At 65.1% G+C, this 25,218-nt stretch carries 21 protein-coding genes; 14 read left to right on the top strand and 7 right to left on the bottom strand.

Annotation, left to right across the window (positions count from 1 at the left end):
• The first annotated feature begins 115 nt into the window (after nucleotides 1-115).
• From EO99_RS0100555 to EO99_RS28410, 12 genes are all read left to right on the top strand, one after another.
• Complete coding sequence (locus tag EO99_RS0100555) at nucleotides 116-1,264, top strand: vWA domain-containing protein (protein ID WP_029616704.1); 1,149 nt, start codon at nucleotides 116-118, stop codon at nucleotides 1,262-1,264.
• Between the two features lie 210 nt (nucleotides 1,265-1,474).
• Nucleotides 1,475-3,937 carry a glycogen/starch/alpha-glucan phosphorylase gene (locus EO99_RS0100550; protein WP_029616703.1) on the top strand — a complete coding sequence of 821 codons (2,463 nt, stop codon included), beginning with the start codon at nucleotides 1,475-1,477 and terminating at the stop codon, nucleotides 3,935-3,937.
• The gene (glgB, locus tag EO99_RS0100545; RefSeq protein WP_029616702.1) at nucleotides 3,937-6,150 is read left to right on the top strand and encodes a 1,4-alpha-glucan branching protein GlgB; all 2,214 of its coding nucleotides are present in this window, start codon (nucleotides 3,937-3,939) and stop codon (nucleotides 6,148-6,150) included. Before EO99_RS0100550 ends, glgB begins: the two co-directional genes overlap by 1 nt.
• 18 nt (nucleotides 6,151-6,168) lie before the next feature.
• The gene (gene glgC / locus EO99_RS0100540; protein ID WP_029616701.1) at nucleotides 6,169-7,431 is read left to right on the top strand and encodes a glucose-1-phosphate adenylyltransferase; all 1,263 of its coding nucleotides are present in this window, start codon (nucleotides 6,169-6,171) and stop codon (nucleotides 7,429-7,431) included.
• 6 nt (nucleotides 7,432-7,437) lie between these two features.
• A complete protein-coding gene (gene glgA / locus EO99_RS0100535; RefSeq protein WP_029616700.1) occupies nucleotides 7,438-8,880 on the top strand; it encodes a glycogen synthase GlgA in 1,443 nt (480 codons plus the stop codon).
• Between the two features lie 4 nt (nucleotides 8,881-8,884).
• Nucleotides 8,885-10,513 carry an alpha-D-glucose phosphate-specific phosphoglucomutase gene (locus EO99_RS0100530; protein WP_029616699.1) on the top strand — a complete coding sequence of 543 codons (1,629 nt, stop codon included), beginning with the start codon at nucleotides 8,885-8,887 and terminating at the stop codon, nucleotides 10,511-10,513.
• Nucleotides 10,514-10,748: 235 nt separating this feature from the next.
• The gene (glgX, locus tag EO99_RS0100525; RefSeq protein ID WP_029616698.1) at nucleotides 10,749-12,704 is read left to right on the top strand and encodes a glycogen debranching protein GlgX; all 1,956 of its coding nucleotides are present in this window, start codon (nucleotides 10,749-10,751) and stop codon (nucleotides 12,702-12,704) included.
• Between the two features lie 91 nt (nucleotides 12,705-12,795).
• On the top strand, nucleotides 12,796-13,284 hold the full coding sequence (locus EO99_RS0100520; protein ID WP_029616697.1) for a MaoC family dehydratase: 489 nt from the start codon (nucleotides 12,796-12,798) through the stop codon (nucleotides 13,282-13,284).
• 57 nt (nucleotides 13,285-13,341) lie between these two features.
• Nucleotides 13,342-14,583 (top strand): SAM-dependent methyltransferase, encoded by a 1,242-nt coding sequence (locus tag EO99_RS0100515; protein ID WP_029616696.1) that lies wholly within the window; start codon nucleotides 13,342-13,344, stop codon nucleotides 14,581-14,583.
• Nucleotides 14,584-14,593: 10 nt separating this feature from the next.
• Nucleotides 14,594-15,631, top strand: a complete 1,038-nt coding sequence (locus tag EO99_RS0100510) for a DUF2332 domain-containing protein (RefSeq protein ID WP_029616695.1) — start codon at nucleotides 14,594-14,596, stop codon at nucleotides 15,629-15,631.
• The gene (locus tag EO99_RS0100505) at nucleotides 15,628-15,867 is read left to right on the top strand and encodes a hypothetical protein (protein ID WP_029616694.1); all 240 of its coding nucleotides are present in this window, start codon (nucleotides 15,628-15,630) and stop codon (nucleotides 15,865-15,867) included. The genes EO99_RS0100510 and EO99_RS0100505 overlap by 4 nt, the downstream gene beginning before the upstream one ends.
• Nucleotides 15,864-15,992: a hypothetical protein gene (locus EO99_RS28410; protein WP_268871271.1), complete on the top strand. Its 129-nt coding sequence runs from the start codon at nucleotides 15,864-15,866 to the stop codon at nucleotides 15,990-15,992. Before EO99_RS0100505 ends, EO99_RS28410 begins: the two co-directional genes overlap by 4 nt.
• Before the next feature lie 15 nt (nucleotides 15,993-16,007).
• Here EO99_RS28410 and EO99_RS0100495 read toward each other — a convergent pair whose 3' ends face one another.
• From EO99_RS0100495 to EO99_RS0100470, 6 genes are all read right to left on the bottom strand, one after another.
• A complete protein-coding gene (locus EO99_RS0100495) occupies nucleotides 16,008-16,556 on the bottom strand; it encodes a sarcosine oxidase subunit gamma (RefSeq protein WP_029616693.1) in 549 nt (182 codons plus the stop codon).
• A complete protein-coding gene (locus tag EO99_RS0100490) occupies nucleotides 16,549-19,527 on the bottom strand; it encodes a sarcosine oxidase subunit alpha (protein WP_029616692.1) in 2,979 nt (992 codons plus the stop codon). The genes EO99_RS0100495 and EO99_RS0100490 overlap by 8 nt, the downstream gene beginning before the upstream one ends.
• Nucleotides 19,524-19,865, bottom strand: coding sequence for a sarcosine oxidase subunit delta (locus EO99_RS0100485; protein WP_029616691.1), 342 nt, complete (start codon nucleotides 19,863-19,865; stop codon nucleotides 19,524-19,526). The genes EO99_RS0100490 and EO99_RS0100485 overlap by 4 nt, the downstream gene beginning before the upstream one ends.
• Nucleotides 19,866-19,868: 3 nt before the next feature.
• On the bottom strand, nucleotides 19,869-20,228 hold the full coding sequence (locus EO99_RS0100480) for a hypothetical protein (RefSeq protein WP_029616690.1): 360 nt from the start codon (nucleotides 20,226-20,228) through the stop codon (nucleotides 19,869-19,871).
• 7 nt (nucleotides 20,229-20,235) lie between these two features.
• On the bottom strand, nucleotides 20,236-21,489 hold the full coding sequence (locus tag EO99_RS0100475) for a sarcosine oxidase subunit beta family protein (protein WP_029616689.1): 1,254 nt from the start codon (nucleotides 21,487-21,489) through the stop codon (nucleotides 20,236-20,238).
• A 148-nt stretch (nucleotides 21,490-21,637) separates the two neighbouring features.
• Nucleotides 21,638-22,612, bottom strand: a complete 975-nt coding sequence (locus tag EO99_RS0100470; RefSeq protein WP_029616688.1) for a zinc-binding dehydrogenase — start codon at nucleotides 22,610-22,612, stop codon at nucleotides 21,638-21,640.
• A gap of 255 nt (nucleotides 22,613-22,867) precedes the next feature.
• Here EO99_RS0100470 and rpsU point away from each other — a divergent pair, with 255 nt between their 5' ends.
• Together rpsU and EO99_RS0100460 are read left to right on the top strand one after the other, a co-directional pair.
• Nucleotides 22,868-23,110, top strand: a complete 243-nt coding sequence (gene rpsU, locus EO99_RS0100465; RefSeq protein WP_029616687.1) for a 30S ribosomal protein S21 — start codon at nucleotides 22,868-22,870, stop codon at nucleotides 23,108-23,110.
• A 119-nt stretch (nucleotides 23,111-23,229) separates the two neighbouring features.
• Nucleotides 23,230-24,114, top strand: coding sequence for a tetratricopeptide repeat protein (locus tag EO99_RS0100460; RefSeq protein ID WP_081851958.1), 885 nt, complete (start codon nucleotides 23,230-23,232; stop codon nucleotides 24,112-24,114).
• 67 nt (nucleotides 24,115-24,181) lie between these two features.
• On the opposite strand, the gene EO99_RS0100455 is transcribed toward EO99_RS0100460, so the two are convergent.
• Nucleotides 24,182-25,201 carry an LLM class flavin-dependent oxidoreductase gene (locus tag EO99_RS0100455; protein ID WP_029616685.1) on the bottom strand — a complete coding sequence of 340 codons (1,020 nt, stop codon included), beginning with the start codon at nucleotides 25,199-25,201 and terminating at the stop codon, nucleotides 24,182-24,184.
• Nucleotides 25,202-25,218: the final 17 nt, after the last annotated feature.

Here is a 25,218-nt window from a genome sequence, read left to right as displayed (position 1 = left end):
ACCCTTCCGGGCCTGTCGCTGAAATTGCTAAAACGCGACGCACCGGTTTAGGCCTTCTTACACGAGTTGTTGCTAAAGCTTCCCCATGGTTCAGATGCATGGACGGGAAGACGCGATGACGACCTGGCAACAGATGGCGCGGCTGCTGCACGACCGCAGCGGCAATTTCGGCATGATGACGGCGATCCTGCTCCCCGTCCTGCTCGGCGTCGGCGGTGTCGCCCTCGATCTGACCAACATGATGATGTCGAAGACCCAGCTTCAGGAAGCCTCCGACTCCGCCGCCCTGGCCGCCGCCACCGCCCTCGCGAACGGCGACGTCGCCGACGAAGCTGCTGCCGAAGCTTTGGCCAAGCAATTTTTCCTGGGTCAGATGGGCAACTATATGGGCGCCGACGCCGCCAGTGCATTGGCCGCCAGCACGGATGTGGACATCAACACGACGACCAGCACGGCCGGCAAGAAGTTCACGGTTTCGGTCGGCACCAGCTATAATCTCGCGCTCACACCGCTGATGGGCATGCTGGGCTACCAGACGATGAATATCGCGACGAATAGCGTTTCCACGAGTGGAACTGAGAAGAAGACGGACGCGCTTTCTCTTTATCTCGTGCTCGACCAGTCCGGTTCAATGGCCGAAAACACGAATACCAAAATCGAGAAATGCTATGTGATATTCGGCTTCAAGAGCTGCTGGATGGGTTATCAAACCAAGATGGAAGCACTCAAAGAAGCAACCGCCAATCTTCTGGGGGAATTGGACAAGGTCGATCCAGATCAAAAATTCGTCCGAACGGGAGCCGTATCCTACAATGAAAAGATGCAGAAGGCTTACGCGCTGGACTGGGGGACTGCCAATGCTCTCTTGGCCGTGAACGGTCTGGAAGCCGACGGACGCACCAACTCGGGAGAGGCGATGCAAAAGGCATATGCGTTGCTCGCCGATCCCATGGAAAACTCCTACCATGACAATATGAACGGTGACGAAGAACCGTCTAAGTATATCGTCTTCATGACCGACGGGGAAAACAACGTGAACGGCGCTGACAGCAAGACATTGAATGCTTGCGATAACGCCAAGAAAGCTGGGATGGAGGTGTACGCCATCGCCTTTATGGCGCCCGACGCGGGGCAGGAACTATTGTCGGCATGTGCCTCCAGTCCGGCCCACTATTTTGAGCCAGAAGATGCGACGGCTCTAACCGAAGCCTTCAAGGCCATTGGCCAGAAGGCAGCGAAGTCCGCCACGCGCCTCTCCAGCTAATTCAACTCCCGGAGAACCCGCCCCACCGGCGGGTTCTCCCCGCTCCCCCGCCAGCCGCCGGCTCTCTTCACCGCTCACCTTTTTTCCGCCGCCTCAATCGCTTGGTTGCAAGCATCCCGCAAGGATGCGTACACTGACGGCGACGCAAATCAGGACTGATGGACCCGACAGGACCTCCCATCCTGCCCCACCAGAAGAGTTGGCACGCCCATGGAAAACACCCGCCCTAACGTCGACATACCCCAGCCGACGCCGCGCAGCACGCAGCCGGAAATTCTCGCCGCAGAGATCATCGAGCGCCTGACCTACCGCATCGGCAAGGATGCGCAGGTCGCCAAGCCGCATGACTGGCTGACGGCGGCGATCCTCGTGGTGCGCGACCGCATCATCGACCGCTGGATGGAATCCACCCGTCGCGTCTACCGCACGGGCGACAAGCGGGTCTATTATCTGTCGCTGGAGTTCCTGATCGGCCGCCTCCTGCGCGATGCCGTCTCCAATCTCGGCGTCATGGCGGAGCTGAAGGAAGCGCTCGCCTCGCTCGGCGTCGACCTCAACGTCATCGCCGGCCTCGAACCCGATGCGGCTCTTGGCAACGGCGGCCTCGGGCGGCTTGCCGCCTGCTTCATGGAATCCATGGCGACCGTCGACATCCCTGCCTATGGCTACGGCATCCGCTACGTCCACGGCCTCTTCCGCCAGCAGATGGCCGACGGCTGGCAGGTGGAACTGCCGGAAACCTGGCTCGCCCACGGCAACCCCTGGGAGTTCGAACGCCGCGAAAGCTCCTACGAGATCGGCTTCGGCGGCTCGGTGGAAACGATCGGCGGCTACGACGAGCCGCCGCGCTACGTCTGGAAGCCGGCCGAGCGCGTCATCGCCACCGCCTACGACACGCCGGTCGTCGGCTGGCGCGCCCACCGCGTCAACACCCTGCGGCTCTGGTCGGCGCAGCCGATCGACCCGATCCTGCTCGACGCCTTCAACGCCGGCGATCACATCGGCGCGCTGCGCGAAAGCAACAAGGCCGAAAGCCTCACCCGCGTCCTCTATCCGGCCGACGCCACCGCCGCCGGCCAGGAACTGCGCCTGCGCCAGGAGTATTTCTTCTCCTCCGCCTCGCTCCAGGACATCCTGCGCCGCCACCTGCAGCAGTATCCCGATTTCACCAATCTGGCCGACAAGGTCGCCATCCAGCTGAACGATACCCATCCGGCGGTGTCGATCGGCGAGATGCTGCGCCTGCTGATCGACGTCCACGGCGTCGATTTCGACGATGCCTGGGAGATCACCCGCAACACCTTCTCCTATACCAACCACACGCTTCTGCCCGAGGCGCTGGAAAGCTGGCCGGTGCCGCTGTTCGAACGGCTCTTGCCGCGCCACATGCAGCTCGTGTACGCCATCAACGCCAAGATCCTGCTGGAGGCCCGCAAGGAGAAGCGCTTCACCGAAACGCAGATCCGCTCCATCTCGCTGATCGACGAGAACGGCGACCGGCGCGTGCGCATGGGCAACCTCGCCTTCGTCGGCTCACATTCGACGAACGGCGTCTCGGCGCTGCACACGGACCTGATGAAGGTCACGGTCTTCTCCGACCTCCACACCCTCTATCCCACCCGCATCAACAACAAGACCAACGGCATCACCCCGCGCCGCTGGCTGATGCAGTGCAACCCGGACCTGACCGCGCTGATCCGCGACACGATCGGCGAGAAGTTCCTCGACGACACCGAGGCCCTGCGCGATCTCGACGCCTATGCGGATGACGCGTCGTTCCAGGAGAAGTTCGCCACCATCAAGCGGGCCAACAAGGTGCAGCTCGCCAATCTCGTCGGCAGCCGTATGGGCGTGCGCCTCGATCCGTCGGCCATGTTCGACATCCAGATCAAGCGCATCCACGAATACAAGCGCCAGCTCCTCAACATCATCGAGGCGGTCGCCCTCTACGACCAGATCCGCTCGCATCCCGAGCTCGACTGGGTGCCGCGCGTCAAGCTCTTCGCCGGCAAGGCGGCGCCGAGCTATCACAACGCCAAGCTGATCATCAAGCTCGCCAACGATGTCGCCCGCGTCATCAACAACGACCCGGCCGTGCGCGGCCTGCTGAAGATCGTCTTCATTCCCAACTACAACGTCTCCCTGGCCGAGGTGATGGTGCCCGCCGCCGATCTCTCCGAGCAGATCTCGACTGCCGGCATGGAAGCCTCCGGCACCGGCAACATGAAGTTCGCGCTGAACGGCGCGCTGACCATCGGCACGCTGGACGGCGCCAATGTCGAGATGCGCGATCACGTCGGCGAGGACAACATCGTCATCTTCGGCATGACCGCCGAAGAGGTCGCCAATGTCCGCGCCGCCGGCCACGAGCCACGGCAGATCATCGAAGGCTCCCGCGAGCTGGCGCAGGCGCTGGACGCCATCGCCACCGGCGTCTTTTCTCCCGACGACCGGTCGCGTTTCGCCGGCCTGATCGACGGCATCTACAATCACGACTGGTTCATGGTCGCCGCCGACTTCGATGCCTACGCCGCCGCACAGCGGACCGTTGACCAAATCTGGACCGACCCTAAATCCTGGTATTCAAAGACGATTCGCAATACCGCCCGGATGGGATGGTTCTCCTCTGACAGAACTATTCGCCAGTACGCGTCGGAGATCTGGAGAGCCTGATGACAAGATCGCCACTGGCTGTTGACGACGGAAGAGCCCCTGGCGAAATCCCGTCGTCGGAGATAGAGGCGATCCTGGAAGGACGGCATGCAAACCCCTTCGCCGTGCTCGGCATCCATCAGCTGGCGGGCGGCTACCATGTCCGCTGCTTCATTCCCGGTGCCGAGGCCGTCGACGTCTTCGCCCTCGACGGCACGTCGATCGGCGAACTGAAGCAGCGCCATGAGGCCGGCTTCTTCGAAGGCCCCGTCACCGCCGAGAACCTGCGACCGATCCGCTACCGCGCCCGCCGCGGCGACGACGAATGGGCCGTCACCGATGCCTACAGCTTCGGTCCGGTGCTGGGGCCGATGGACGACTATTTCGTGCGCGAAGGGTCGCATCTGCGCCTCTTCGACAAGATGGGCGCCCACCCGATCCGTCATGAAGGCATCGACGGTTTCCATTTCGCCGTCTGGGCCCCCAATGCGCGGCGCGTCTCGGTCGTCGGGGAATTCAACAACTGGGATGGCCGGCTGCATGTGATGCGCCTGCGCGTCGATACCGGCATCTGGGAGATCTTCGCCCCGGACGTGCCGGTCGGTTCCTCCTACAAGTTCGAGATCGTCGGCAAGGACGGCAACCTGCTGCCGTTGAAGGCGGATCCCTACGCCCGCCGCGCCGAATTCCGGCCGAAGAACGCCTCCGTGACGACGCCAGAACTGAAGCAGGACTGGGACGACGAGGCGCACCGGCGCCACTGGGAGAAGGCCGATCACCGCCGCCAGCCGGTCTCCATCTACGAGGTCCACGCCGGCTCCTGGCAGCGCCGCGACGATGGCAGCTTCCTGAGCTGGGACGAGCTCGCCTCAAGGCTGATCCCCTATGTCACCGACATGGGCTTCACCCACATCGAGTTCCTGCCGATCACCGAACACCCCTATGATCCGTCCTGGGGCTACCAGACGACCGGGCTCTACGCGCCCACCGCCCGCTTCGGCGATCCGGAAGGCTTTGCCCGCTTCGTCAACGGCTGCCACAAGGTCGGCATCGGCGTCATCCTCGACTGGGTGCCGGCGCATTTCCCGACGGACGCGCACGGCCTCAGCCACTTCGACGGCACCGCGCTCTACGAGCACGAGGATCCGCGCAAGGGCTTCCACCCGGACTGGAACACGGCGATCTACAACTTCGGTCGCCTCGAGGTGCTGTCCTATCTGATCAACAACGCGCTCTACTGGGCCGAAAAATTCCATCTCGATGGTCTTCGCGTCGACGCCGTGGCCTCGATGCTCTACCTCGACTACTCGCGCAAGCACGGCGAATGGATCCCCAACGAATACGGTGGCCGCGAAAACCTGGAGGCCGTGCGCTTCCTGCAGAAGCTCAACACGCTCTCCTACGGCAACCATCCGGGCGTCATGACCATCGCCGAGGAATCCACCTCCTGGCCGAAGGTCTCGCATCCGGTCCACGAAGGCGGTCTCGGCTTCGGCTTCAAGTGGAACATGGGCTTCATGCACGACACGCTGAGCTACATGAGCCGCGAGCCGATCCACCGCAAGCACCACCACCACGAGATCACCTTCGGCCTCGTCTACGCCTTTTCCGAAAACTTCGTGCTGCCGCTGAGCCACGACGAGGTGGTCCATGGCAAGGGTTCGCTGATCGCCAAGATGACCGGCGACGACTGGCAGAAGTTCGCCAACCTGCGCGCCTACTACGCCTTCATGTGGGGCTATCCGGGCAAGAAGCTGCTGTTCATGGGACAGGAATTCGCGCAGTGGAGCGAATGGAGCGAGGCAAAGGCGCTCGACTGGAACCTCCTGCACTACCACCAGCACGAAGGCATGCGGCGTCTCGTGCGCGATCTGAACATCGCCTACCGCTCCAAGCCTGCCCTGCACGCCCGCGACTGCGAGCCGGAGGGCTTCCAGTGGCTGGTCGCTGATGACGACGAGAATTCCGTCTTCGCCTGGCTGCGGCTGGCGCCCGGCGAAAAGCCGGTGGCGGTGATCACCAACTTCACGCCCGTCTACCGCGAAAACCACCGCATCCCCTTGCCGACTGCGGGCCGGTGGCGTGAAATTCTCAACACCGATGCGGAAATCTACGGCGGCAGCGGCAAGGGCAACGGCGGCCGCGTGCAGGCCGTCGATGCGGGAGGAACCATAAGCGCGACCATGACTTTACCGCCGTTGGCGACAATCATGCTCGAACTGGAACAGGCATAACAAGGGGGGAGGACGACGATGGACGACAAGAGATACCAGCCGCTGGCACGCGATGCCATGGCCTATGTCCTGGCAGGCGGCCGCGGCAGCCGTCTGAAGGAACTGACCGACCGGCGCGCCAAGCCCGCCGTCTATTTCGGCGGCAAGGCGCGCATCATCGACTTTGCGCTCTCCAATGCGCTGAACTCCGGCATCCGCCGCATCGGCGTCGCCACCCAGTACAAGGCCCATTCGCTGATCAGGCACATGCAGCACGGCTGGGGCTTCCTGCGGCCGGAGCGCAACGAGAGCTTCGACATCCTGCCCGCCTCGCAGCGCGTCTCCGAGACGCAGTGGTACGAAGGCACGGCCGACGCCGTCTACCAGAACATCGACATCATCGAAGCCTACAACCCCGAATACATGGTCATCCTGGCCGGCGACCACGTCTATAAGATGGACTATGAGTTCATGCTCCAGCAGCACGTGGATTCCGGCGCCGACGTGACGGTCGGCTGCCTGGAAGTTCCCCGCATGGAGGCGACCGGCTTCGGCGTCATGCACGTCAACGAAAAGGACGAGATCATCGATTTCGTCGAGAAGCCCGCCGACCCGCCGGGCATGCCCGACAAGCCGGATTTCGCCCTGGCGTCGATGGGCATCTACGTCTTCCACACGAAGTTCCTGTTCGAGGCGCTGAGGCGCGACGCCGCCGATCCGTCGTCCAATCGCGACTTCGGCAAGGACATCATTCCCTGGATCGTCAAGAACGGCACGGCGGTCGCCCATCGCTTCGCCAATTCCTGCGTCCGTTCCGATTTCGAGCGCGAGTCCTACTGGCGCGACGTCGGCACCATCGAGGCCTACTGGCAGGCCAACATCGACCTGACGGCGGTGCTGCCGGAGCTCGACATCTACGACAAGTCCTGGCCGATCTGGACCTATGCGGAAATCACCCCGCCGGCCAAATTCGTCCACGACGACGAGGACCGCCGCGGTTCGGCCATCTCCTCCGTCGTCTCGGGCGACTGCATCATCTCCGGCTCCAGCCTGCACCGCAGCCTGCTCTTCACCGGGGTCCGCGCCAATTCCTATTCGCGGCTCGACGGTGCGGTGGTGCTTCCCAACGTCAGGGTCGGGCGCCGGGCGCAGCTTCGCAATGTCGTCATCGATTCCAATGTAACCATTCCCGAGGGCCTCGTCGTCGGCGAGGATCCGGAACTCGATGCAAAGCGCTTCCGCCGCACCGAAAGCGGCATCTGCCTGATCACCCAGCCGATGATCGACAAACTGGATCTGTAACGCCGCATGAACGTCCTCTCGGTCGCATCCGAAATCTATCCGCTGGTCAAGACCGGGGGGCTCGCCGACGTCGCGGGCGCCCTGCCGCTGGCGCTTCGCCAGCACGGCATTCGCACCCGCACCCTGGTTCCGGGCTACCCTGCCGTGATGACGGCGGTGAAGGGCCTCAAGCCCTGCCTCCGTTTCGACGACCTGCTGGGCCACCCGGCAACCGTCCTGGAGGGTGAGCACGACGGGCTCGACCTGCTCGTCCTCGACGCCCCCGCGCTGTTCGACCGGCCGGGCGGCCCCTACCTCGGCACGGACGGCCAGGATCATCCCGACAACTGGCGCCGCTTTGCCGCCCTTTCGCGCGCCGGAGCCGATATCGCGCTCGGAAAGATCGAAGGCTGGCGGCCCGATCTCGTGCATGTGCACGACTGGCAGACCGGACTGCTGCCGGCCTATCTGCGCTATGCCGGAAGACCCGCACCGCCGAGCCTGATGACGATCCACAACATCGCCTTCCAGGGCCGCTACGGCGTCGACATCTTCCCCCATCTCGGCCTGCCGCCGGATGCCTACGATGTCGAAGGCATCGAGTATTGGGGCGGCGTCGGCTACCTGAAGGCAGGCGTCCAGGCGGCAGCGGCGATCAGCACCGTCAGCCCCACCTATGCCGAGGAGATCCTCACCGCCGAATTCGGCATGGGCATGGAAGGCGTGCTCGCCTCCCGCGCCAGCGACCTGCACGGCATCGTCAACGGCATCGATGCCGATGTCTGGAACCCGGAGCGCGACCCGCTGCTCAAGGCCAATTATGGTGCAGCCAACCTCAAGAACCGTGGAACGAACAAGCGCGCCGTCGCCGAGCGCTTCGGCCTCGAGCACGACGATGGCCCGCTGTTCTGCGTCGTGTCGCGGCTGACGGGGCAGAAGGGCATGGACCTGCTCGCCGAATGCGTCGGCGACCTCGTGGCCCAGGGCGGTCGCCTTGCTGTCCTCGGTTCCGGCGAGCCCTGGCTTGAAGACGCCTTCCGCCACACGGCAACACGGCATCCCGGCCGTGTTGCGATCATCACCGGCTATGACGAGCCGCTGTCGCATCTGATGCAGGCGGGCGCCGACGCCATCCTCATCCCTTCCCGCTTCGAGCCCTGCGGGCTGACACAGCTCTACGGCCTGCGCTATGGTTGCGTGCCCGTGGTCACCCGCACCGGTGGCCTCAACGATACGGTGATCGACGCCAATCCCGCAGCCCTCGCCGCGAAGGTCGCGACCGGCATCAGCTTCGGCCCGACGACCGCAGACGGCCTGCGCCGTGCCTTGCGCCGCACCTTCCGCCTCTACGGCGATCAGAAGGCCTGGCTCGGCATGCAGAAGCAGGGCATGAAATCCGACGTATCCTGGGACAAGAGCGCCGGCGTCTATGCCGCGCTCTACGCCCGACTGACAACGAAAGGCCGATAAGACGATGATCAGGACTGTTCCGACCGCTCCCTACAAGGACCAGAAGCCCGGCACATCCGGCCTGCGCAAGAAGGTCCCTGTCTTTGCCCAGGAGAACTATGCGGAGAACTTCATCCAGTCGATCTTCGATTCGCTGGAAGGCTTTGCCGGACAGACGCTGGTGGTGGGCGGCGACGGCCGCTACTACAACCGCGAGGTCATCCAGAAGGTGCTGAAGATGGCGGCGGCTGCCGGCTTCGGCAAGGTCATGGTCGGCCGGGGCGGCATCCTGTCAACGCCCGCCGCCTCCCACGTGATTCGCAAGTACAAGGCCTTCGGCGGCATCATCCTGTCGGCCAGCCACAACCCCGGCGGCCCGACCGAGGACTTCGGCATCAAGTACAACATCGGCAACGGCGGTCCGGCGCCGGAGAAGATCACCGAGGCGATCTTCGAGCGGTCCAGGATCATCGAGGAATACCGGATTGCCGACGCCGCCGATATCGACCTCGACACGGTCGGTAGCTTCGACCTCGCCGGCATGACGGTGGAGGTCATCGACCCGGTTACCGATTACGCCGCGCTGATGGAGGAACTCTTCGATTTCGCCGCCATCCAAGACCTGATCTCCGGCGGCTTCCGCGTCGTCATCGATTCCATGGGCGCCGTCACCGGCCCCTATGCCACGGAGATCCTGGAGAAGCGCCTCGGCGCGCCGGCGGGTTCCGTGCGCAATGCAACGCCCCTGCCGGATTTCGGCGGACACCACCCGGACCCCAACCTCGTCCACGCCAAGGAACTGTATGACGACGTGATGAGCGCCGACGGCCCCGACTTCGGCGCCGCCTCCGATGGCGACGGCGACCGCAACATGGTGGTCGGCAAGGGCATGTTCGTCACCCCCTCCGACAGCCTCGCCATCATCGCCGCCAACGCCAGATGCGCACCGGGCTATGCCGACGGGATCGCCGGCATAGCCCGCTCCATGCCGACGAGTGCCGCCGCCGACCGCGTCGCCGAGAAGCTGGGGCTTGGCATGTACGAGACGCCGACCGGCTGGAAATACTTCGGCAACCTGATGGATGCCGGCAAGGTCACCGTCTGCGGCGAGGAAAGCTTCGGCACCGGCTCTTCGCATGTGCGCGAGAAGGATGGCCTCTGGGCGATCCTCTTCTGGCTGAACATCGTCGCCGTCCGCAAGGAGAGCGTCGCCGAGATCGTCCGCAAGCACTGGGCGGAATACGGCCGCAACTATTATTCCCGCCACGACTACGAGGAGGTCGACACCGACGCGGCCAATGGCCTGATGGACGCGCTCCGCGAAAAGCTCGCGTCACTGCCCGGCCAGGCCTTCGGCGACCTGAAGGTCGAGGCGGCCGACGACTTCGCCTACACCGACCCGATCGACGGTTCCGTCAGCACGAAACAGGGCATCCGCGTCCTCTTCGAAGGCGGCAGCCGCGTCGTCTTCCGCCTGTCGGGCACCGGCACCTCCGGCGCGACTCTGCGCCTTTACGTCGAGCGCTACGAGCCGGACGCCGCCCGCCATGATGTCGAAACCCAGGCGGCACTCGCCGACCTCATCTCCGTCGCCGACGAGATCGCCGAGATCGCCAAGCGCACCGGCCGCGACGGACCGACGGTCATCACGTGACACGCAGGGAAGAACGCCGGCATTACCACGGATCGATCTCCCCCCTTGTGGGGGAGATGCCCGGCAGGGCAGAGGGATGTAGCCTCGTCGCCCCAGGTTCAAGAACCCGTCTGCCGCGCTGTTGCGCCCCCCCTCTGTCACCTTCGGTGACATCTTCCCCACAAGGAGGGAGATCGGGGGAGCCTGGCCGCACCGGGTCGGTCTCATTCAAGCAGCAACACGAGACGGGGAGACATTGGTCGTGACAGCGCAAGCCCTCGGCGCAACCCTCACATCCACAGGCACCGACTTCGCCGTCTGGTCCGGGCACGCCGATACCATCGAGCTCTGCCTCTTCGACGCCACCGGCGCCCGCGAGACGGCCCGCCTGCCGATGCAACGAGGCAGCGACGACATCCACCGCCTGTCCGTGCCGAGCGCCGGCGACGGCACCCGCTACGGCTACCGCGCCCACGGCACCTACGATCCCGACCGCGGCCTCTGGTTCGATCCGTCCAAGCTGCTGCTAGACCCCTATGCCACCGAGATAGACCGGCCCTTCGTCTACGACAGCCGTCTTAGCCAGTTCGGCGTCGACACTGCCGACCTGATGCCGAAGGCGATCGTTCGCCGGCATCAACCTCTCTCAAAAGAGGCGCCCCGCTTCCGCACCGGCGGCCTGGTCTACGAGGTGGCCGTCCGCCCCTTCACCATGCTCCATCCGGAGGTTCCCGAAGACCAGCGCGGGACGGTCGCCGCCCTCTCCCATCCTTCCGTCATCGCCCACCTGAAACGCATCGGCGTCGATGCGGTGGAACTGATGCCGATCACCGCCTGGATCGACGAGCGCCACCTGCCGCCGCTCGGGCTGACCAACGGCTGGGGCTACAACCCGGTCGGCTTCATGGCGCTCGATCCGCGGCTCGTGCCGGGCGGCATCGCCGAACTGCGCCAGACGGTGGCGGCCCTGCACGCGGCCGGCATCGGCGTCGTCCTCGACCTCGTCTTCAACCACACCGGCGAAAGCGACCGCGCCGGCCCGACGCTCTCGCTGCGCGGCCTCGACAACCTCGCCTGCTTCCGCCATGTCGACGGGCATCCCGGCACGCTGGTGAACGACACCGGCACCGGCAATACGGTCGCCTGCGACCACCCCTTCGTGCGCCGCCTGATCCTCGACAGCCTGCGCCACTTCGTGGTTCACGCCGGGATCGACGGCTTCCGCTTTGACCTTGCGCCAATCCTTGGCCGCACCGGGCACGGATTTTCCGCCGACAGCGAGACGCTGCGGGCGATGATCGAGGACCCGATCCTCTCCGACCGGCTGCTCATCGCCGAACCCTGGGACATCGGCCCCGGCGGCTACCAGCTCGGCAACTTCCCGCCGCCCTTCCTGGAATGGAACGACCGCGCCCGCGACGACATGCGCCGCTTCTGGCGCGGCGACCGCTGGACGATGGGCGATCTCGCCACCCGGCTGGCGGGCTCCTCCGACATCTTCGCCCGCCACGGCCACCACCACACCCGCAGCGTCAACTTCGTCGCCGCCCACGACGGCTTCACCCTGATGGACATGGTCTCCTACGAGAACCGCCACAACCACGCCAATGGCGAGGAGAACCGCGACGGCCACCACGACAACTTCTCCTGGAACAACGGCACCGAAGGCAAGACCAACGACCCGTCGATCCTCTCGGCGCGCCGCCGCGACGTCATGGCGCTGCTCTCGACGCTGTTTTTGACCCGCGGCGCCATCATGCTGACCGCCGGCGACGAGGCCGGCCGCAGCCAGGGCGGCAACAACAACGCCTACTGCCAGGACAACGCCATCACCTGGGTCGACTGGGCCGCACTCGACGACGAACTGATCGCACACACGGCCATGCTCTCCGGCCTCCGCAAGCGCTTCTCCGTCTTCTCCGAATGCGGCTTCTTCGTCGACGCCGGCGACGACATCGACTGGCTCAAGGCGTCGGGCGATCCGATGACGCCCGAGGACTGGCAGGATCCCGACGCTTCCGTGGTGGCCGTTGTCCTGAAGACGCTCGATCGCCGCACCGACAGGACCGTGCGCCTTGCCGCCATCTTCAACCGCAGCCGAAAGACCTGGCCCTTCGTCCTGCCGGGAAGCGGCTGGCGCAGCCTGCCCGACGAGGCAAGCTGGGACGGCGCCGCCCTTGCCCGTTCGGTCACCTTCTGCATCGCGACCTGAGGCCGGTCACGCTGCACTGCACGCGCCTCCTACCCAAGCGGCGCAAACTCTGTACATTGCTCTCTCGGCGAAGCGGAATCAGTGAGGGACGATGGCACGAGAAATATCGCTGGCGGATGTGCCGGGTCTGATCGGGCAGGTCCTCGGGGTCTCGGAGTGGATCCTCGTCGACCAGCAGATGATCGACCGCTTCGCGGACGCCACGCTTGACCACCAGTTCATCCACGTCGATCCGGCACGGGCGGCGGCGGAAAGCCCCTTCGGCGGCACGATCGCTCACGGCTTCCTGACGCTGTCGCTGATGTCGGCGATGAATTTCGCCTGCCTGCCGACGATCCGCGAGCAGACCATGGGGCTGAACTACGGCTTCGACAAGATCCGCTTCATGTCACCGGTGAAGTCCGGCAGGCGGGTCAGGGGCCACTTCACCCTGAGCGATGCGCGATTTCGCGGCGCCGGCATGCTGATGACCACCTATGACGTCTCGGTGGAGATCGAGAACGAAAAGAAGCCGGCGCTGACCGCCAGCTGGATCACCATCGTGCAATTCGACCCCAAGGACCGGCCGCCGGAGGTCTAGGCCGCAGACAGCATGCGCATCCCGTCCCTATCGACAGTAAACGATACGCGAGGTCTGATGTTTCCGCTTTCCCACATGATGAAGTCCTTCATCCGCAAAGGACAGCTCACCGTCATCGACGCAAACGGCAAACGCCACGTCTTCGCCGGCACGCCCGGCCCCGAGGTGACGATGAGGCTGACGGACAAACGGCTCTATCGGACGCTGGTCTTCAATCCGGAACTGGCCGCAGGCGAAGCCTATATGGACGGAACCATGCGCTTCGAGGAGGGCTCGTCGCTCCGCGACTTCCTGACCCTCTTCTCCATCAACCGCCTCTCGCTCGGCTCCTACCCGCTGCAGAAGGCGATCCGGGCGGTGAAGATGCGCTTTCGCAATCGCCAGCAGTCGAACCAGAAAGGCGAGGCGCAGCAGAACGTCGCCCACCACTATGACCTCGGCAATGCCTTCTACAAGCTCTTCCTCGACGACAACATGCTCTATTCCTGCGCCTACTTCCGCGAACCGACGGAGACGCTGGAACAGGCACAGCGCAACAAGCTGCGGCTGCTCGCCTCCAAGCTCTGCCTGAAGGAGGGCATGCGCGTCCTCGACATCGGCTGCGGCTGGGGAGACCTCGCGCTCTACCTGGCGAAGCTGGAAAACGTGCAGGTGACCGGCGTCACGCTGTCGCGGGAACAGCAGAAGCTGGCCTCGCAGCGCGCGCAGAAGGAGGGGCTATCCGACCGGGTAAAACTCGAGCTGCGCGACTACCGCGACGTGGACGACCGCTTCGACCGCATCGTCTCCGTTGGAATGTTCGAGCATGTCGGCGTTCAGCACTACGACGAGTTCTTCTCGCACCTCAACACCCTGATGCCGGACGACGGCATTGCTGTGCTGCACTCCATCGGCCACATGAGCCCGCCCGGCATGGCGAGCCCCTGGCTCAGGAAATACATCTTCCCCGGCGCCTATTCGCCGGCGCTCTCGGAGGTCTTCGACAGTGTCGAGAGGAACAGCCTCTGGGTCTCCGACCTGGAATTCCTGCGTGTGCACTACGCCACGACGCTGGCTCACTGGGGCGAGCGCTTCGAGGCCAATCGCGAGCAGGTCATTGCCCTCTATGACGACCGCTTCGCGCGCATGTGGGAATTCTACCTGATCAGCGCCGAGATGATGTTCCGCACCGGCAGCCAGCTGGTCTTCCACATGCAGCTCTCGCGCACCCGCGACGCAGCCCCCATCACCCGCGACTACATCACCGACAGGCAGCGCGAGTACATCGAGCGGGAAAAGTCTCTCGCTCTGTCGCTGTGAAGGTGCAGGCATGAGCGAGGATAGCGTTCGCGCGGCCTTCGAGCGGCAGGCGCGCGCCTGCACGGCCCTCGGCTCGCCCTTCACCGCAAGGCTCTGCCGGATGGCGGCGGCAAGGCTTGATACATCCGGCGCGGTCTTCCGCACCATCCTCGCATGGCCGGGCGACGCCTCCGGCGGCAGCGATGCGCTTCCCTTGCGCTTTGCCGGTGCCCTGCATGCGCTCGTGCTGTCCGACCGGGATGAACAGCTGAAGGCGGCCTATCCGCAGCATGCCGTCGCCGATGACGCGCTTTGGACGGCGATCGCCGCGGCCACCAGCCGTCACGCACCTTTCATCCTCGACCGCCTCACGTCTGCGCCGCAGACCAACGAGATCCGCCGCGCCGCCGTCCTGCTTCCGGGCTTCCTGACGATTGCCGCGCGGTTCGGCCTACCGCTCGACGTGCTCGAGATCGGCGCCAGTGCCGGCCTCAACCTGCAGTGGGACAGATACCATTACCGTCTCGGCGGGAGCGAATGGGGCGACCTGGCCTCGGCGGTTCATCTGGCGCCCGACTGGCAGGGCCCGAACCCGCCGCTTGCCGACGTCCGTGTCCGGCACCGCCTCGGCTGCGACCTCAACCCGCTCGATCCGACCTCGCCGGACGACCGGCTGCGGCTGATGTCCTATGTCTGGGCTGACCAGCGGGACCGCATGGATCGGCTGACCGCAGCCCTGGCAATCGCCGCTCCCGCACCGCCGACCGTCGAACGCGCCGACGCCCTCTCCTGGCTGCCGCGGGTGCTGGCACGGCCGGCCGAAGGTGCGGTGCGTGTCCTCTACCACTCGATCGCATGGCAATATCTGCCGCCTGACGATCAAGCCGAAGGTGAGACCATAATCGCCGAGGCCGGCAGTCGCGCAACGCCGGAGGCGCCGCTCGCCCGGCTGGCGATGGAAGCCGACGGCGCCGCGATCCGCCTGCAGATCTGGCCGGGCGGCGAACACCAGGACCTCGGCCGCGCCGATTTCCATGGCCGCTGGGTCAAGTGGAAGGGCTGGTCATGACCGATCTGAACATCGCGGAAGTGGAGCAGACGAAGCTGTTGGCCAATGCACTGGATCGGACGTCGACGGCATGCGTGACGGTCGGTGTGGTCACGCCGATCGCTGCACTGCTGTATGGCATAGGTCCGACCGCTGTTCAGCTCGGCCTGGCTGTGCTAGGCTATTTTCTCGGTTGGCTTATGATCGCTGTCTTCCTACATTACATGGCAAGACGCGTATTGAGGAAACTCCGATGACTGCAGAATGGCTCTTTGTTTCATTCGGAATGCCCGCGATCATCGCCGTCGTGGCCTACACGGCTGTGCGCCTGCACGAGTGGGATCTCGACCGCAAGCACAAGCATCGCCAACCCGGCGAGTAGCGCGGCGAACACGCCCTAGAGTGCCGCGTCCGTCGCCCCTTCCGCCAGCAGGCCGAACGCATACTCCGAAAACGACCGCCACACCTCGACCCGGAAGGCTTCTTCGCCGGTCCTGAGCACCACGATCTCGACCTTGCCGAAGATCGTGCGCGTGCAGGCGCCGACCGGGAAAGCCTTCAGCGACAGATCGAGCGGGCAGCCTGCATTGATTGTCGCCGCAGCTCCCGGTCCCTCGACGAGGATCGCCGTGTTCCGGTGCGAGACGTCGACGGCCGAGTGCAGCGCGCCGGATGCGGCGCAGGCGGCCATCAGCCCGCCCTGCCCCTCGCCGATCACCAGCCATTCGTCAGGACCCAGCCAGAGCGCCGTGCGCCCGCCGGCCGAAGCGGATGTCTTCGGGCGCTCGGGCAACTCGAGGCCGAGGGCGCGCGAAAGCGCCGCCACATCGCCGGAAGCCGCTCGCAGTGACAGACGCTCGGCCGGTGCGGCCGGCGTCAGTTGGACGGAGGCGGAGCCGCCATGGACGCCGCCAAGCGGCGTGGTTCGGGTTGCCACATCAGCCATGGATCCGGCCTCCTTCCTTGTCGAAGAACATGGGGTCGGTCACCTCGACCGCGATCGTCCTGTCCTGCATCGGCACGTAGAGCGTCTGGCCGATGCGCGCCCGTCCGCCGGCGACCAGCGCCATGGCAATCGAGCGGCCGCAGTTCTCCGACCAGTAGGCGGAGGTGACATGGCCGAGCATGGTCATCGGCTTCGGCTGGTTCGGATCGGCGACGATCTGCGCGCCCTCCTCCAGCACGTCGCTCGGCCGGTTGGTGAGCAGCCCGACCAGCTGCTTGCGGCCGTCGCGCATCAGATCGGGGCGCTTCAGACCGCGGATGCCGACGAAGTCCGTTTTCTTCTTGGAGACCGCCCAGCCGAGCCCGGCGTCGTCCGGCGTCACCGTGCCATCGGTGTCCTGGCCGACGATGATATAGCCCTTCTCGGCGCGCAGCACGTGCATGGTCTCGGTGCCGTAGAGGCAGCCTCCCAGCGCCTCCGTCCGCTCCCGGATCGCCGTCCAGACGGCCGCACCGTAGTCGGCCGGGACGTTGACCTCGAAGCCGAGTTCGCCGGTGAACGACATCCGGAACAGGCGTGCCGGCACGCCCATCACGCTGCATTCGGCAACGCTCATGTGCGGGAAGGCCTCGTTGGAGAGATCCAGCCCCTCGACCAGCGGCGCGATGATTTCGCGTGCCTTCGGCCCCTGCACCGCGATCACCGCCCACTGCTCGGTGGTCGAGGTCAGCCAGACCTTCAGGTCCGGGAACTCCGTCTGCAGATAGTCTTCCATATGGTGCAGCACCCGCGGCGCGCCGCCGGTGGTCGTCGTGACGTGGAAGCGGTCTTCCGCCAGCCGCCCGACGACACCATCGTCATAGACGAAGCCGTCCTCGCGCGTCATGATCCCGTAGCGGCTCTTGCCCGGCTTCAGGGTGTCCCAGGCATTGGTATAGAGAAGGTTCAGGAATTTTGCCGCATCCGGCCCGACCACCTCGATCTTGCCGAGCGTCGAGGCATCGAAGACGCCCGCCACCTCGCGCACCGTGCGGCACTCGCGGTTGACGGCCGCCGCCATGTCCTCGCCGCGCCGCGGGAAATACCAGGCGCGCTTCCAGTTGCCGACATCCTCGAACGCGGCGCCGGCTGCCGCCTGCAGCGCGTGCATCGGCGTCTGCCGCGCCGGGTCGAACAGGTCGCCGCGGGAATGGCTGACGAGCGTGCCGTAGGTGACCGGCGTATAGGGTGCCCGGAAGGTGGTGAGCCCCACCGTCGGCAGCGGCCGGTCGAGCATTTCGGCGGCAATCGCCAGCCCGTGCATGTTCGACAGCTTGCCCTGGTCGGAGGCCATGCCGTTCGTGGTGAAGCGCTTGATGTGCTCGATCGAATGCATGCCCTCGCGCACCGCAAGCCGGATGTCCTTGGCGGTCACGTCGTGCTGGAAATCGACGAAGGCCTTGACCGTCGTGTCCGGGCCGGCGCCTTCGGCAGCGCCGATCATGCCGCCGGTCCAGGCAAATCTGCTTTCGCCGCCGGTGGCCACCGTGCCGCCGCCCGCCGCACCCGCCTCGTCGATCAGGGCTGCAATCTCGTCCGTGCCGTTGCAGGCGCCGACGGAAACGCAGTCCTGCGCATAGATATCCGGCAGGAAGCGCTGGTTGGCTTCGTCGTAGCGCAGCTTGCCGCGCGACTGCGAGAAGAGATGCACCGACGGCGTCCAGCCGGCCGAGACGATCAGCGCGTCGACGGCGATCTTGCGGCTTTCGGTGCTGCCCACGCGGGCGACCTTCATCGAGGAGATCCGCAGCCGGCCCGAGGTGTCGAGCACCGCATGTCCGGCCAGCACCTCGATCCCTAGCCGCTTCGCCTCCGCCACAACCGCATCGCCGGGTCTGGCCCGGCTGTCGACGATGGCGGCGATGGTCACGCCCGCGCGCTTCAGGTCGAAGGCCGCCTCATAGGCGCTATCATGGGCCGTGTAGACCCCGACCTTGCGGCCGACCGTGACGCCGTGGTGGTTGAGGAAGGTGCGCGCCGCCGACGCCAGCATGATGCCGGGCCGGTCGTTGTTGGCAAACACCATGTGCCGCTCGATGGCGCCGGTGGCGAGGATGACCCGCTTGGCGCGCACCTGCCAGAGGCGCTCGCGCGGCAGATCGCGACCGGGGCGCGCCAGATGATCGGTCACCCGCTCCGCCAGTCCGAGGAAGCCGTGGTTGTAATAGCCGAAGACGGTGGTGCGGGCGAGGATGCGCACGTTCGGCATGGCGGCAAGCTTCGCCGCCGTCGCCTGCGCCCAGTCATAGCCGTTCTGCCCGTCGATCATGGTGGACGCGTCGAAATGCAGCGCGCCGCCGACCTCCGGCTGCTCGTCGACCAGGATGACCTCCGCACCGGTGGCCGCTGCCGACAATGCCGCCGTCAGTCCGGCGACACCGGCGCCGGCGATCAGCACGTCGCAATGGGCGAACCGGTTGGCGTAGTGGTCGGGATCCTCTTCCTTCGGCGCCACGCCGAGGCCTGCGGCCCGGCGGATGATCGGCTCGTAGAGCTTCGACCAGGCCTCGCGCGGCCACATGAAGGTCTTGTAGTAGAAGCCTGCTGCAAAGAAGGGCGACAGCAGGTTGTTGACGGCACCGACGTCGAAGGCCAGCGACGGCCAGCGGTTCTGCGAGGCGATCTTCGCGCCGTCGAAGACTTCCTGCACGGTCGCGCGCACGTTCGGCTGCCGGCGGGCACTGTCGCGTGCGACATCGAGCAGCGCATTCGGCTCCTCCGGCCCGGCCGACAGGATGCCGCGTGGGCGGTGATACTTGAACGAGCGGCCGACGAGATGCACGCCATGCGCCAGCAGCGCGGAGGCGACCGTATCGCCTTCCATCGCCGTATAGCTCTTTCCGTCGAAGGTGAAACGCGCCGTACGCGCCGGCGTCAGCCGGCCGGCACCCTTGATGCGGAAGGCGCCGAGATTGTTCGGAGAGCCGCTCATCGCGCGTCCCCTTCCGTCTGCTCATAGGTCTCGATGGTCTGCTCGGTCGCTGCCACGTCGGCTACCGGCTGTTTTGCCAGACCCGCCCTGTAGGTCGTCAGGAACCGGTCGCTGACGGTATCGCGCGCCGCATTGAAGAACCTTCCGCAGCCATGGATGTGGCGCCAGCGCTCATAGGTGACACCCTTGTCGTTGTCGCGCAGGAAGAAGTAGTCGGCGAAGGCCTCGTCGGTGATCTCGGCAATATTGTCCGGCCTGGCAATGTGCGCCTCACCGGCCCAGCGGAATTCGAGCTCCGAGCGGTCGTCTTCGCAATAGGGGCAATGGATCAGCAGCATGGATCAACTCTTCTCTTTGGGCTCGATGTAGAGACCCAGCGCCTTTATGTTTTGCAGGAAAACACGCTCGTGCTTGCGGTTCCACCCATCGGAGCCATACCCCCCAATCTCCCGGTTCGGTTCGGGGGCATAATCGGGGCGGTAGCCTCGGGTGTTGTGGAGAGGATATCTCAGCACAAAGGTCGCAGCCCACGGCGCGACGCCGAGAACGATTACCAGTACGAAGGCGGTAAACATAAATAGCAGGGAAAGAACACTGGACCACTCGGAGCCCGTCTGCTGATGCAGCCTTGCAGCCAGGACTGTCAAAACGACAGCAGTCAATCCTAGGATGAAAAAGCGTCGATTAGCTTTTCGCGTCATGTCGACCTCAATGCGCAACCGCGGCGGCGGCCGCTTCGTCGATCAGCCGACCGGTGCGGAAGCGGTCGAGGGTGAGGCCCGACGCCAGCCGGTGCGGTTCGCCCTTGGCGATCAGATGCGCGAAGAGATCCGCAGAGCCCGGCGTCGCCTTGAAGCCGCCGGTGCCCCAGCCGCAGTTGACGAAGAGGTTCTTCACCGGCGTCACGCTCTGGATGGCCGAGCGGTCCGGGGTGTTGTCGGTGATGCCGCCCCACTGGCGCATCATCTTCACCCGCCGGAACATCGGAAAGAGCTCGCAGATGGCATCGAGCGTATGGGTGATGATCTGCAACCCGCCGGTCTGGCTGTAGGAATTATACTGGTCGGTGCCGGCGCCGATGACGAGCTCCCCCTTGTCGGACTGCGAGATATAGGCATGCACCGTGTTGGACATCACCACGCAGGGGAAGATCGGCTTCAGCGGCTCCGAGACCAGCGCCTGCAGCGGGTTCGACGCCAGCGGCACGCGCACGCCTGCCATCTGCATCACCACCGACGAATGCCCGGCCGCCGACACGCCGATCTTTTTCGCGCCGATGAAGCCGCGGTTGGTCTCGACGCCGGTCACTTCGCCGTTGGCTCCGCGGCGGATGCCGGTCACCTCGGTGTTCTGGATGATATGGACGCCGCGGTCCGAAGCGGCACGCGCATAGCCCCAGGCCACCGCATCATGGCGGGCCGTGCCGCCGCGCCGCTGCAGGGCGGCACCATTGATGGCATAGCGGGCGGTCTTGGAGATATCGAGCGGCGGGCAATAGGCCTTCGCCTGCTCCGGCGTCAGCCACTCGTTGTCGATCCCGTAGAGCCTATTGGCGTTGATGTGGCGCTTGAAGCTCTGCTGGTCGTGGGTGTTGTGCGACAGCATCATCACGCCGCGCGGCGAATACATGACGTTGTAGTTGAGATCCTGGCTCAAGCCCTCCCAGAGCTTCAGCGAGTGCTCGTAGATGTCCATGCTCTCTTCGTAGAGATAGTTGGAGCGGATGATCGTCGTGTTGCGGCCGGTGTTGCCGCCGCCGATCCAGCCCTTTTCCAGGACGGCGACATTGTTGATACCGTGCTCCTTGGCCAGGTAATAGGCGGCCCCCAGCCCGTGCCCGCCACCGCCGATGATGATGACGTCATAGCTCGACCGCGGCTCCGGCGACGACCATTGCGGTTGCCAGCCCTTGTGGCCCCGAAGCGCCTCGCGGGCCACGGCGAAGACCGAGTATTTGCGCATGTCGCCTTCATCTCCCTCGAATATCGGAGGTCTGTTAGAGACATACCCATCGCAAATCAACTTGGCCCGCAATAGCTGTTTTGCGACGCCGCGCCGATTTGTTTCGACACGCCCCGTCGCCGCAAGCGGCGGGGCGTCTCTTCCCAGCCTATGCTCTGAGCAGGACCTTGCCCTTTCGGGCGGATTCGGCGGCCGCGGCAACCGCCTGCTTGATGTCGGCAAGCGCGAAGACTTCCGAGACCGTCAGCTTGATCTCGCCTGCCGTCACGCCCTGGATGATCTCGCCAATCAGCGCCATCAGCTTCTCGGGTCCCAGCCTCGGTGCAATCTTCGACAGCCAGAAGCCCTTCACCACCGCCTCCTTGAAGATGAGATCGCTGGCGGACAGCTCCAGAGGCCGTCCGGACATCAGGCCGAAGGACACCAGCAGCCCCTTCTCGCCCAGCAGCGACAATAGGTCGCCGGCCGAAGATCCTCCCACGCCGTCGATCGCCGCCACGATGCGCGCGCCGCCGGTGAGCGTTGACACCTTCTCCCGCCAGCCGTCTTCCGAGGTCGAAACGGCGTGGTCGATCCCCAGCGCCTGCAACTCCGACACCGCCTCCTCCCGCCGGACAAGGTTGATGACGTTGATGCCGCGCGGCTTGGCAAACAGCGCCAGCGCTTTGCCGACGGCGCCATTGGCGGCATTCTGGACGATCCAGCCGCCGCGCTCCACTCCGGCAAAGTCGAGAAGGACCAGCGCGCTCAGCGGCATCGAGATGAGCTGCGCACCTTCTTCGTCCGAGATCCCGTCGGGCAGCGGAACGGCCATGGCCGCGGCGGCGAGATAATACTCCGCCCAGGTTCCCGCTCCCGAGACCGCCACGCGCTGGCCGACCTTCAGATGCGTGACGCCATCGCCGAGCGCATCGACGACGCCCATGGCTTCCGTTCCCGCCGATGCCGGCAGCTCCGGCTTGTAGCCGTAGTCGCCGCTGACCGTCAGAAGGTCATGATTGTGGATTGAGGCCATCACCATCTTCACCCGGATCTGTCCGGCCGCCGGCTCTGGCAGATCCGCCTCGCGAACCTCCAGCACATCTGCCGGATTGCCGAATCGGGAATGGATTGCAGTGAGCATCGAGATCTCCTTTTCTCACAAGACGACGGCAGATGCGCCACCGTCTTTGTGATCCGATATAGTGTGCCTCGGATACCTTGAAAGGCGGGGCGCCCGTCCGGAAGATTTTAAAGTCCAGAACCCCTATGCCATATGGACTTCAGGCCTGCTTTCTGATATTTGCCTGACCCAATTGCCGGGCTGCGCGCCGGGCAAACGTATTCTTTCGCCTGGAATCAGCCAGGCGAGCAACAAACCAAAGGAACGGGATTACACGTGCAGGTACTTGTCCGCGACAACAACGTTGATCAGGCTCTCCGCGCTCTCAAGAAGAAGATGCAGCGTGAAGGCATCTTCCGGGAAATGAAGATGCGCGATTACTACGAAAAGCCTTCTGAAAAGCGTGCTCGCGAAAAGGCCGAGGCCGTTCGTCGCGTTCGCAAGCTGGCCCGCAAGCGCATGCAGCGCGAAGGCCTGATCGCTGCTCCGGCGCGTCCGGCCCCGAGCGCGAGCCGTTAATCGGTCGTTTTTTCGACGTTATTTGAGTGCTTATGGGGCGGGGGCGACTTGGTCGCCGCCGTCCTTACTTTTTCCGGATAGACTTGTCCGCTTCGCCCAACCTCGAGGAACCGCGCCTGATGGCCTTCAAGACTGCTGCTGCTTCTTCCGCAACATTCGGCATTTCGGCTCTCACCGCGGCGACCCGTAGCAGGACCACTTTCTCGGCCCTGGCGCTGGCGTCGACCGTGCTCCTCGCCAGCTGCTCCACGACCTCCCAGACGACCGACCTGATCACCGTCGACCGCGCCCAGGGATCGGAGCAGAACATCGCCTCACTGACCGCCGTCATCGCCGCCAATCCTCAGGATCCGGAAGGGTACAACGTTCGCGGCTCCGCCTACGGTCGCGCCGGCGAATTCCGTCGTGCGCTCGACGACTTCAACCAGGCGATCCAGCTGAACCCGCAGTTCTACCAGGCCTATGCGAACCGCGCCCTCGTCTATCGCAACATGGGCAAGCCGGTCGAAGCCGCCAGCGACTACAACCGTTCGCTGCAGATCAATTCGAACTATGACGTCGCCTACATCGGCCGCGGCAATATCTACCGCCAGGCCGGCCGCAACGACGAAGCCTTCAACGACTTCAACCGCGCCATCGAGCTCGACACCACCGATGGCCGCGCCTACCACAACCGCGGCCTGATCTACCAGCTGCGTGGCCAGCACGCCCAGGCGATCGAGGATTTCTCCAAGGCGATCTCGCTGTCGTCAACGGCCGCCGAACCCTACAACGGCCGCGCCGTCTCCTACCTGGCGCTCGGCGACGACGAGAACGCCTTCGCCGACATCAACCATGCGATCGAGCTGAACGACAAGCTGGCCGAATCCTGGACAAACCAGGGCCTCGTCTACGAGCGTCGCGGCGACACCCAGCGCGCCGCCCGCTCCTACTCGCATGCCGTCGGCCTCGACCCGAACTACCAACCGGCCAAGGATGGCCTTTCGCGCACCCGCGGAAGCTGAGAGGCGTCCCACCTCTCAGCGTCAGGCCTCTTGGCAGCCCGAGCTACCGCGAGACGGCTGACCCGCCTCACCGCCAGCCGAGCGCTGGCGCAACATGCTTGAGGATCGCCTCGATCACATGGGCATTGTAGTCCACGCCCAGCTGGTTCGGCACGGTCAACAGCAGCGTATCGGCCTCCGCCACCGCCTCGTCCTGCCGCAGTTCCTCGATCAGCACGTCGGGCTCCGCCGCATAGGACCGACCGAAGATGGCGCGCGTGCTGGCGTCGAGATAGCCGATCGAATCCTGATCCTTGCTGCGGCCGAAATAGGTGCGGTCCATGTCGTTGACGATCGCAAAGATCGAGCGTGACACCGAGACGCGCGGCGTGCGCGCATGGCCGGCCTCCTTCCAGGCATCGCGATAGGCGCGGATCTGCTTGGCCTGCTGGATGTGGAAGGCCTCGCCCGTCTCGTCGTCCTTCAGCGTCGACGACTGCAGGTTCATGCCGAGCTTTGCCGCCCAGACGGCCGTCGCATTCGAGCCGGCACCCCACCAGATGCGGTCGCGCAGCCCTTCGGAGAAGGGCTCCAGGCGCAGCATGCCCGGCGGGTTCGGGAACATCGGCCGCGGGTTGGGCTTGGCGAAGCCCTCGCCCTTCAGCACGTCGAGGAACACCTCCGCATGGCGGCGGCCCATGTCGGCATCGCTCTGGCCTTCCTGCGGTTCATAGCCGAAATAGCGCCAGCCATCGATCACCTGCTCCGGAGAACCGCGGCTGATGCCCAGCTGCAGCCGTTCGCCGGAAATCAGGTCGGCGGCGCCGGCGTCTTCCGCCATGTAGAGCGGGTTCTCGTAGCGCATGTCGATGACGCCCGTGCCGATCTCGATCTTGCGCGTCTTCGCACCCACCGCCGCGAGCAGCGGGAACGGCGAGGCAAGCTGCCGGGCGAAATGGTGGACGCGGAAATAGGCGCCGTCGGCGCCCAGTTCCTCGGCGGCGACGGCAAGATCGATCGACTGCAACAGCGCATCGCCGGCCGAGCGCGTGCCCGACTGCGGCGACGGCGACCAGTGGCCGAACGAGAGGAAACCGATCTTCTTCATGGGGTGCTCCTTGCAGG

It is taken from the genome of Pseudorhizobium marinum (assembly GCF_000705355.1).
Classification (GTDB): domain Bacteria; phylum Pseudomonadota; class Alphaproteobacteria; order Rhizobiales; family Rhizobiaceae; genus Neorhizobium; species Neorhizobium pelagicum.
Note: the sequence above shows the minus strand (reverse complement) of the source record. Positions and strands in the feature narration are given on the sequence as shown.

Excerpts from the sequence above, each read along its gene's own strand:
- EO99_RS0100555 (WP_029616704.1), top strand. The coding sequence starts at position 116 with ATGACGACCTGGCAACAGATGGCGCGGCTGCTGCACGACCGCAGCGGC.
- EO99_RS0100550 (WP_029616703.1), top strand. The coding sequence starts at position 1,475 with ATGGAAAACACCCGCCCTAACGTCGACATACCCCAGCCGACGCCGCGC.
- glgB (WP_029616702.1), top strand. The coding sequence starts at position 3,937 with ATGACAAGATCGCCACTGGCTGTTGACGACGGAAGAGCCCCTGGCGAA.
- glgC (WP_029616701.1), top strand. The coding sequence starts at position 6,169 with ATGGACGACAAGAGATACCAGCCGCTGGCACGCGATGCCATGGCCTAT.
- glgA (WP_029616700.1), top strand. The coding sequence starts at position 7,438 with ATGAACGTCCTCTCGGTCGCATCCGAAATCTATCCGCTGGTCAAGACC.
- EO99_RS0100530 (WP_029616699.1), top strand. The coding sequence starts at position 8,885 with ATGATCAGGACTGTTCCGACCGCTCCCTACAAGGACCAGAAGCCCGGC.
- EO99_RS0100520 (WP_029616697.1), top strand. The coding sequence starts at position 12,796 with ATGGCACGAGAAATATCGCTGGCGGATGTGCCGGGTCTGATCGGGCAG.
- EO99_RS0100515 (WP_029616696.1), top strand. The coding sequence starts at position 13,342 with ATGTTTCCGCTTTCCCACATGATGAAGTCCTTCATCCGCAAAGGACAG.
- EO99_RS0100510 (WP_029616695.1), top strand. The coding sequence starts at position 14,594 with ATGAGCGAGGATAGCGTTCGCGCGGCCTTCGAGCGGCAGGCGCGCGCC.
- EO99_RS0100505 (WP_029616694.1), top strand. The coding sequence starts at position 15,628 with ATGACCGATCTGAACATCGCGGAAGTGGAGCAGACGAAGCTGTTGGCC.
- EO99_RS28410 (WP_268871271.1), top strand. The coding sequence starts at position 15,864 with ATGACTGCAGAATGGCTCTTTGTTTCATTCGGAATGCCCGCGATCATC.
- EO99_RS0100495 (WP_029616693.1), bottom strand. The coding sequence starts at position 16,556 with ATGGCTGATGTGGCAACCCGAACCACGCCGCTTGGCGGCGTCCATGGC.
- EO99_RS0100490 (WP_029616692.1), bottom strand. The coding sequence starts at position 19,527 with ATGAGCGGCTCTCCGAACAATCTCGGCGCCTTCCGCATCAAGGGTGCC.
- EO99_RS0100485 (WP_029616691.1), bottom strand. The coding sequence starts at position 19,865 with ATGCTGCTGATCCATTGCCCCTATTGCGAAGACGACCGCTCGGAGCTC.
- EO99_RS0100480 (WP_029616690.1), bottom strand. The coding sequence starts at position 20,228 with ATGACGCGAAAAGCTAATCGACGCTTTTTCATCCTAGGATTGACTGCT.
- EO99_RS0100475 (WP_029616689.1), bottom strand. The coding sequence starts at position 21,489 with ATGCGCAAATACTCGGTCTTCGCCGTGGCCCGCGAGGCGCTTCGGGGC.
- EO99_RS0100470 (WP_029616688.1), bottom strand. The coding sequence starts at position 22,612 with ATGCTCACTGCAATCCATTCCCGATTCGGCAATCCGGCAGATGTGCTG.
- EO99_RS0100460 (WP_081851958.1), top strand. The coding sequence starts at position 23,230 with ATGGCCTTCAAGACTGCTGCTGCTTCTTCCGCAACATTCGGCATTTCG.
- EO99_RS0100455 (WP_029616685.1), bottom strand. The coding sequence starts at position 25,201 with ATGAAGAAGATCGGTTTCCTCTCGTTCGGCCACTGGTCGCCGTCGCCG.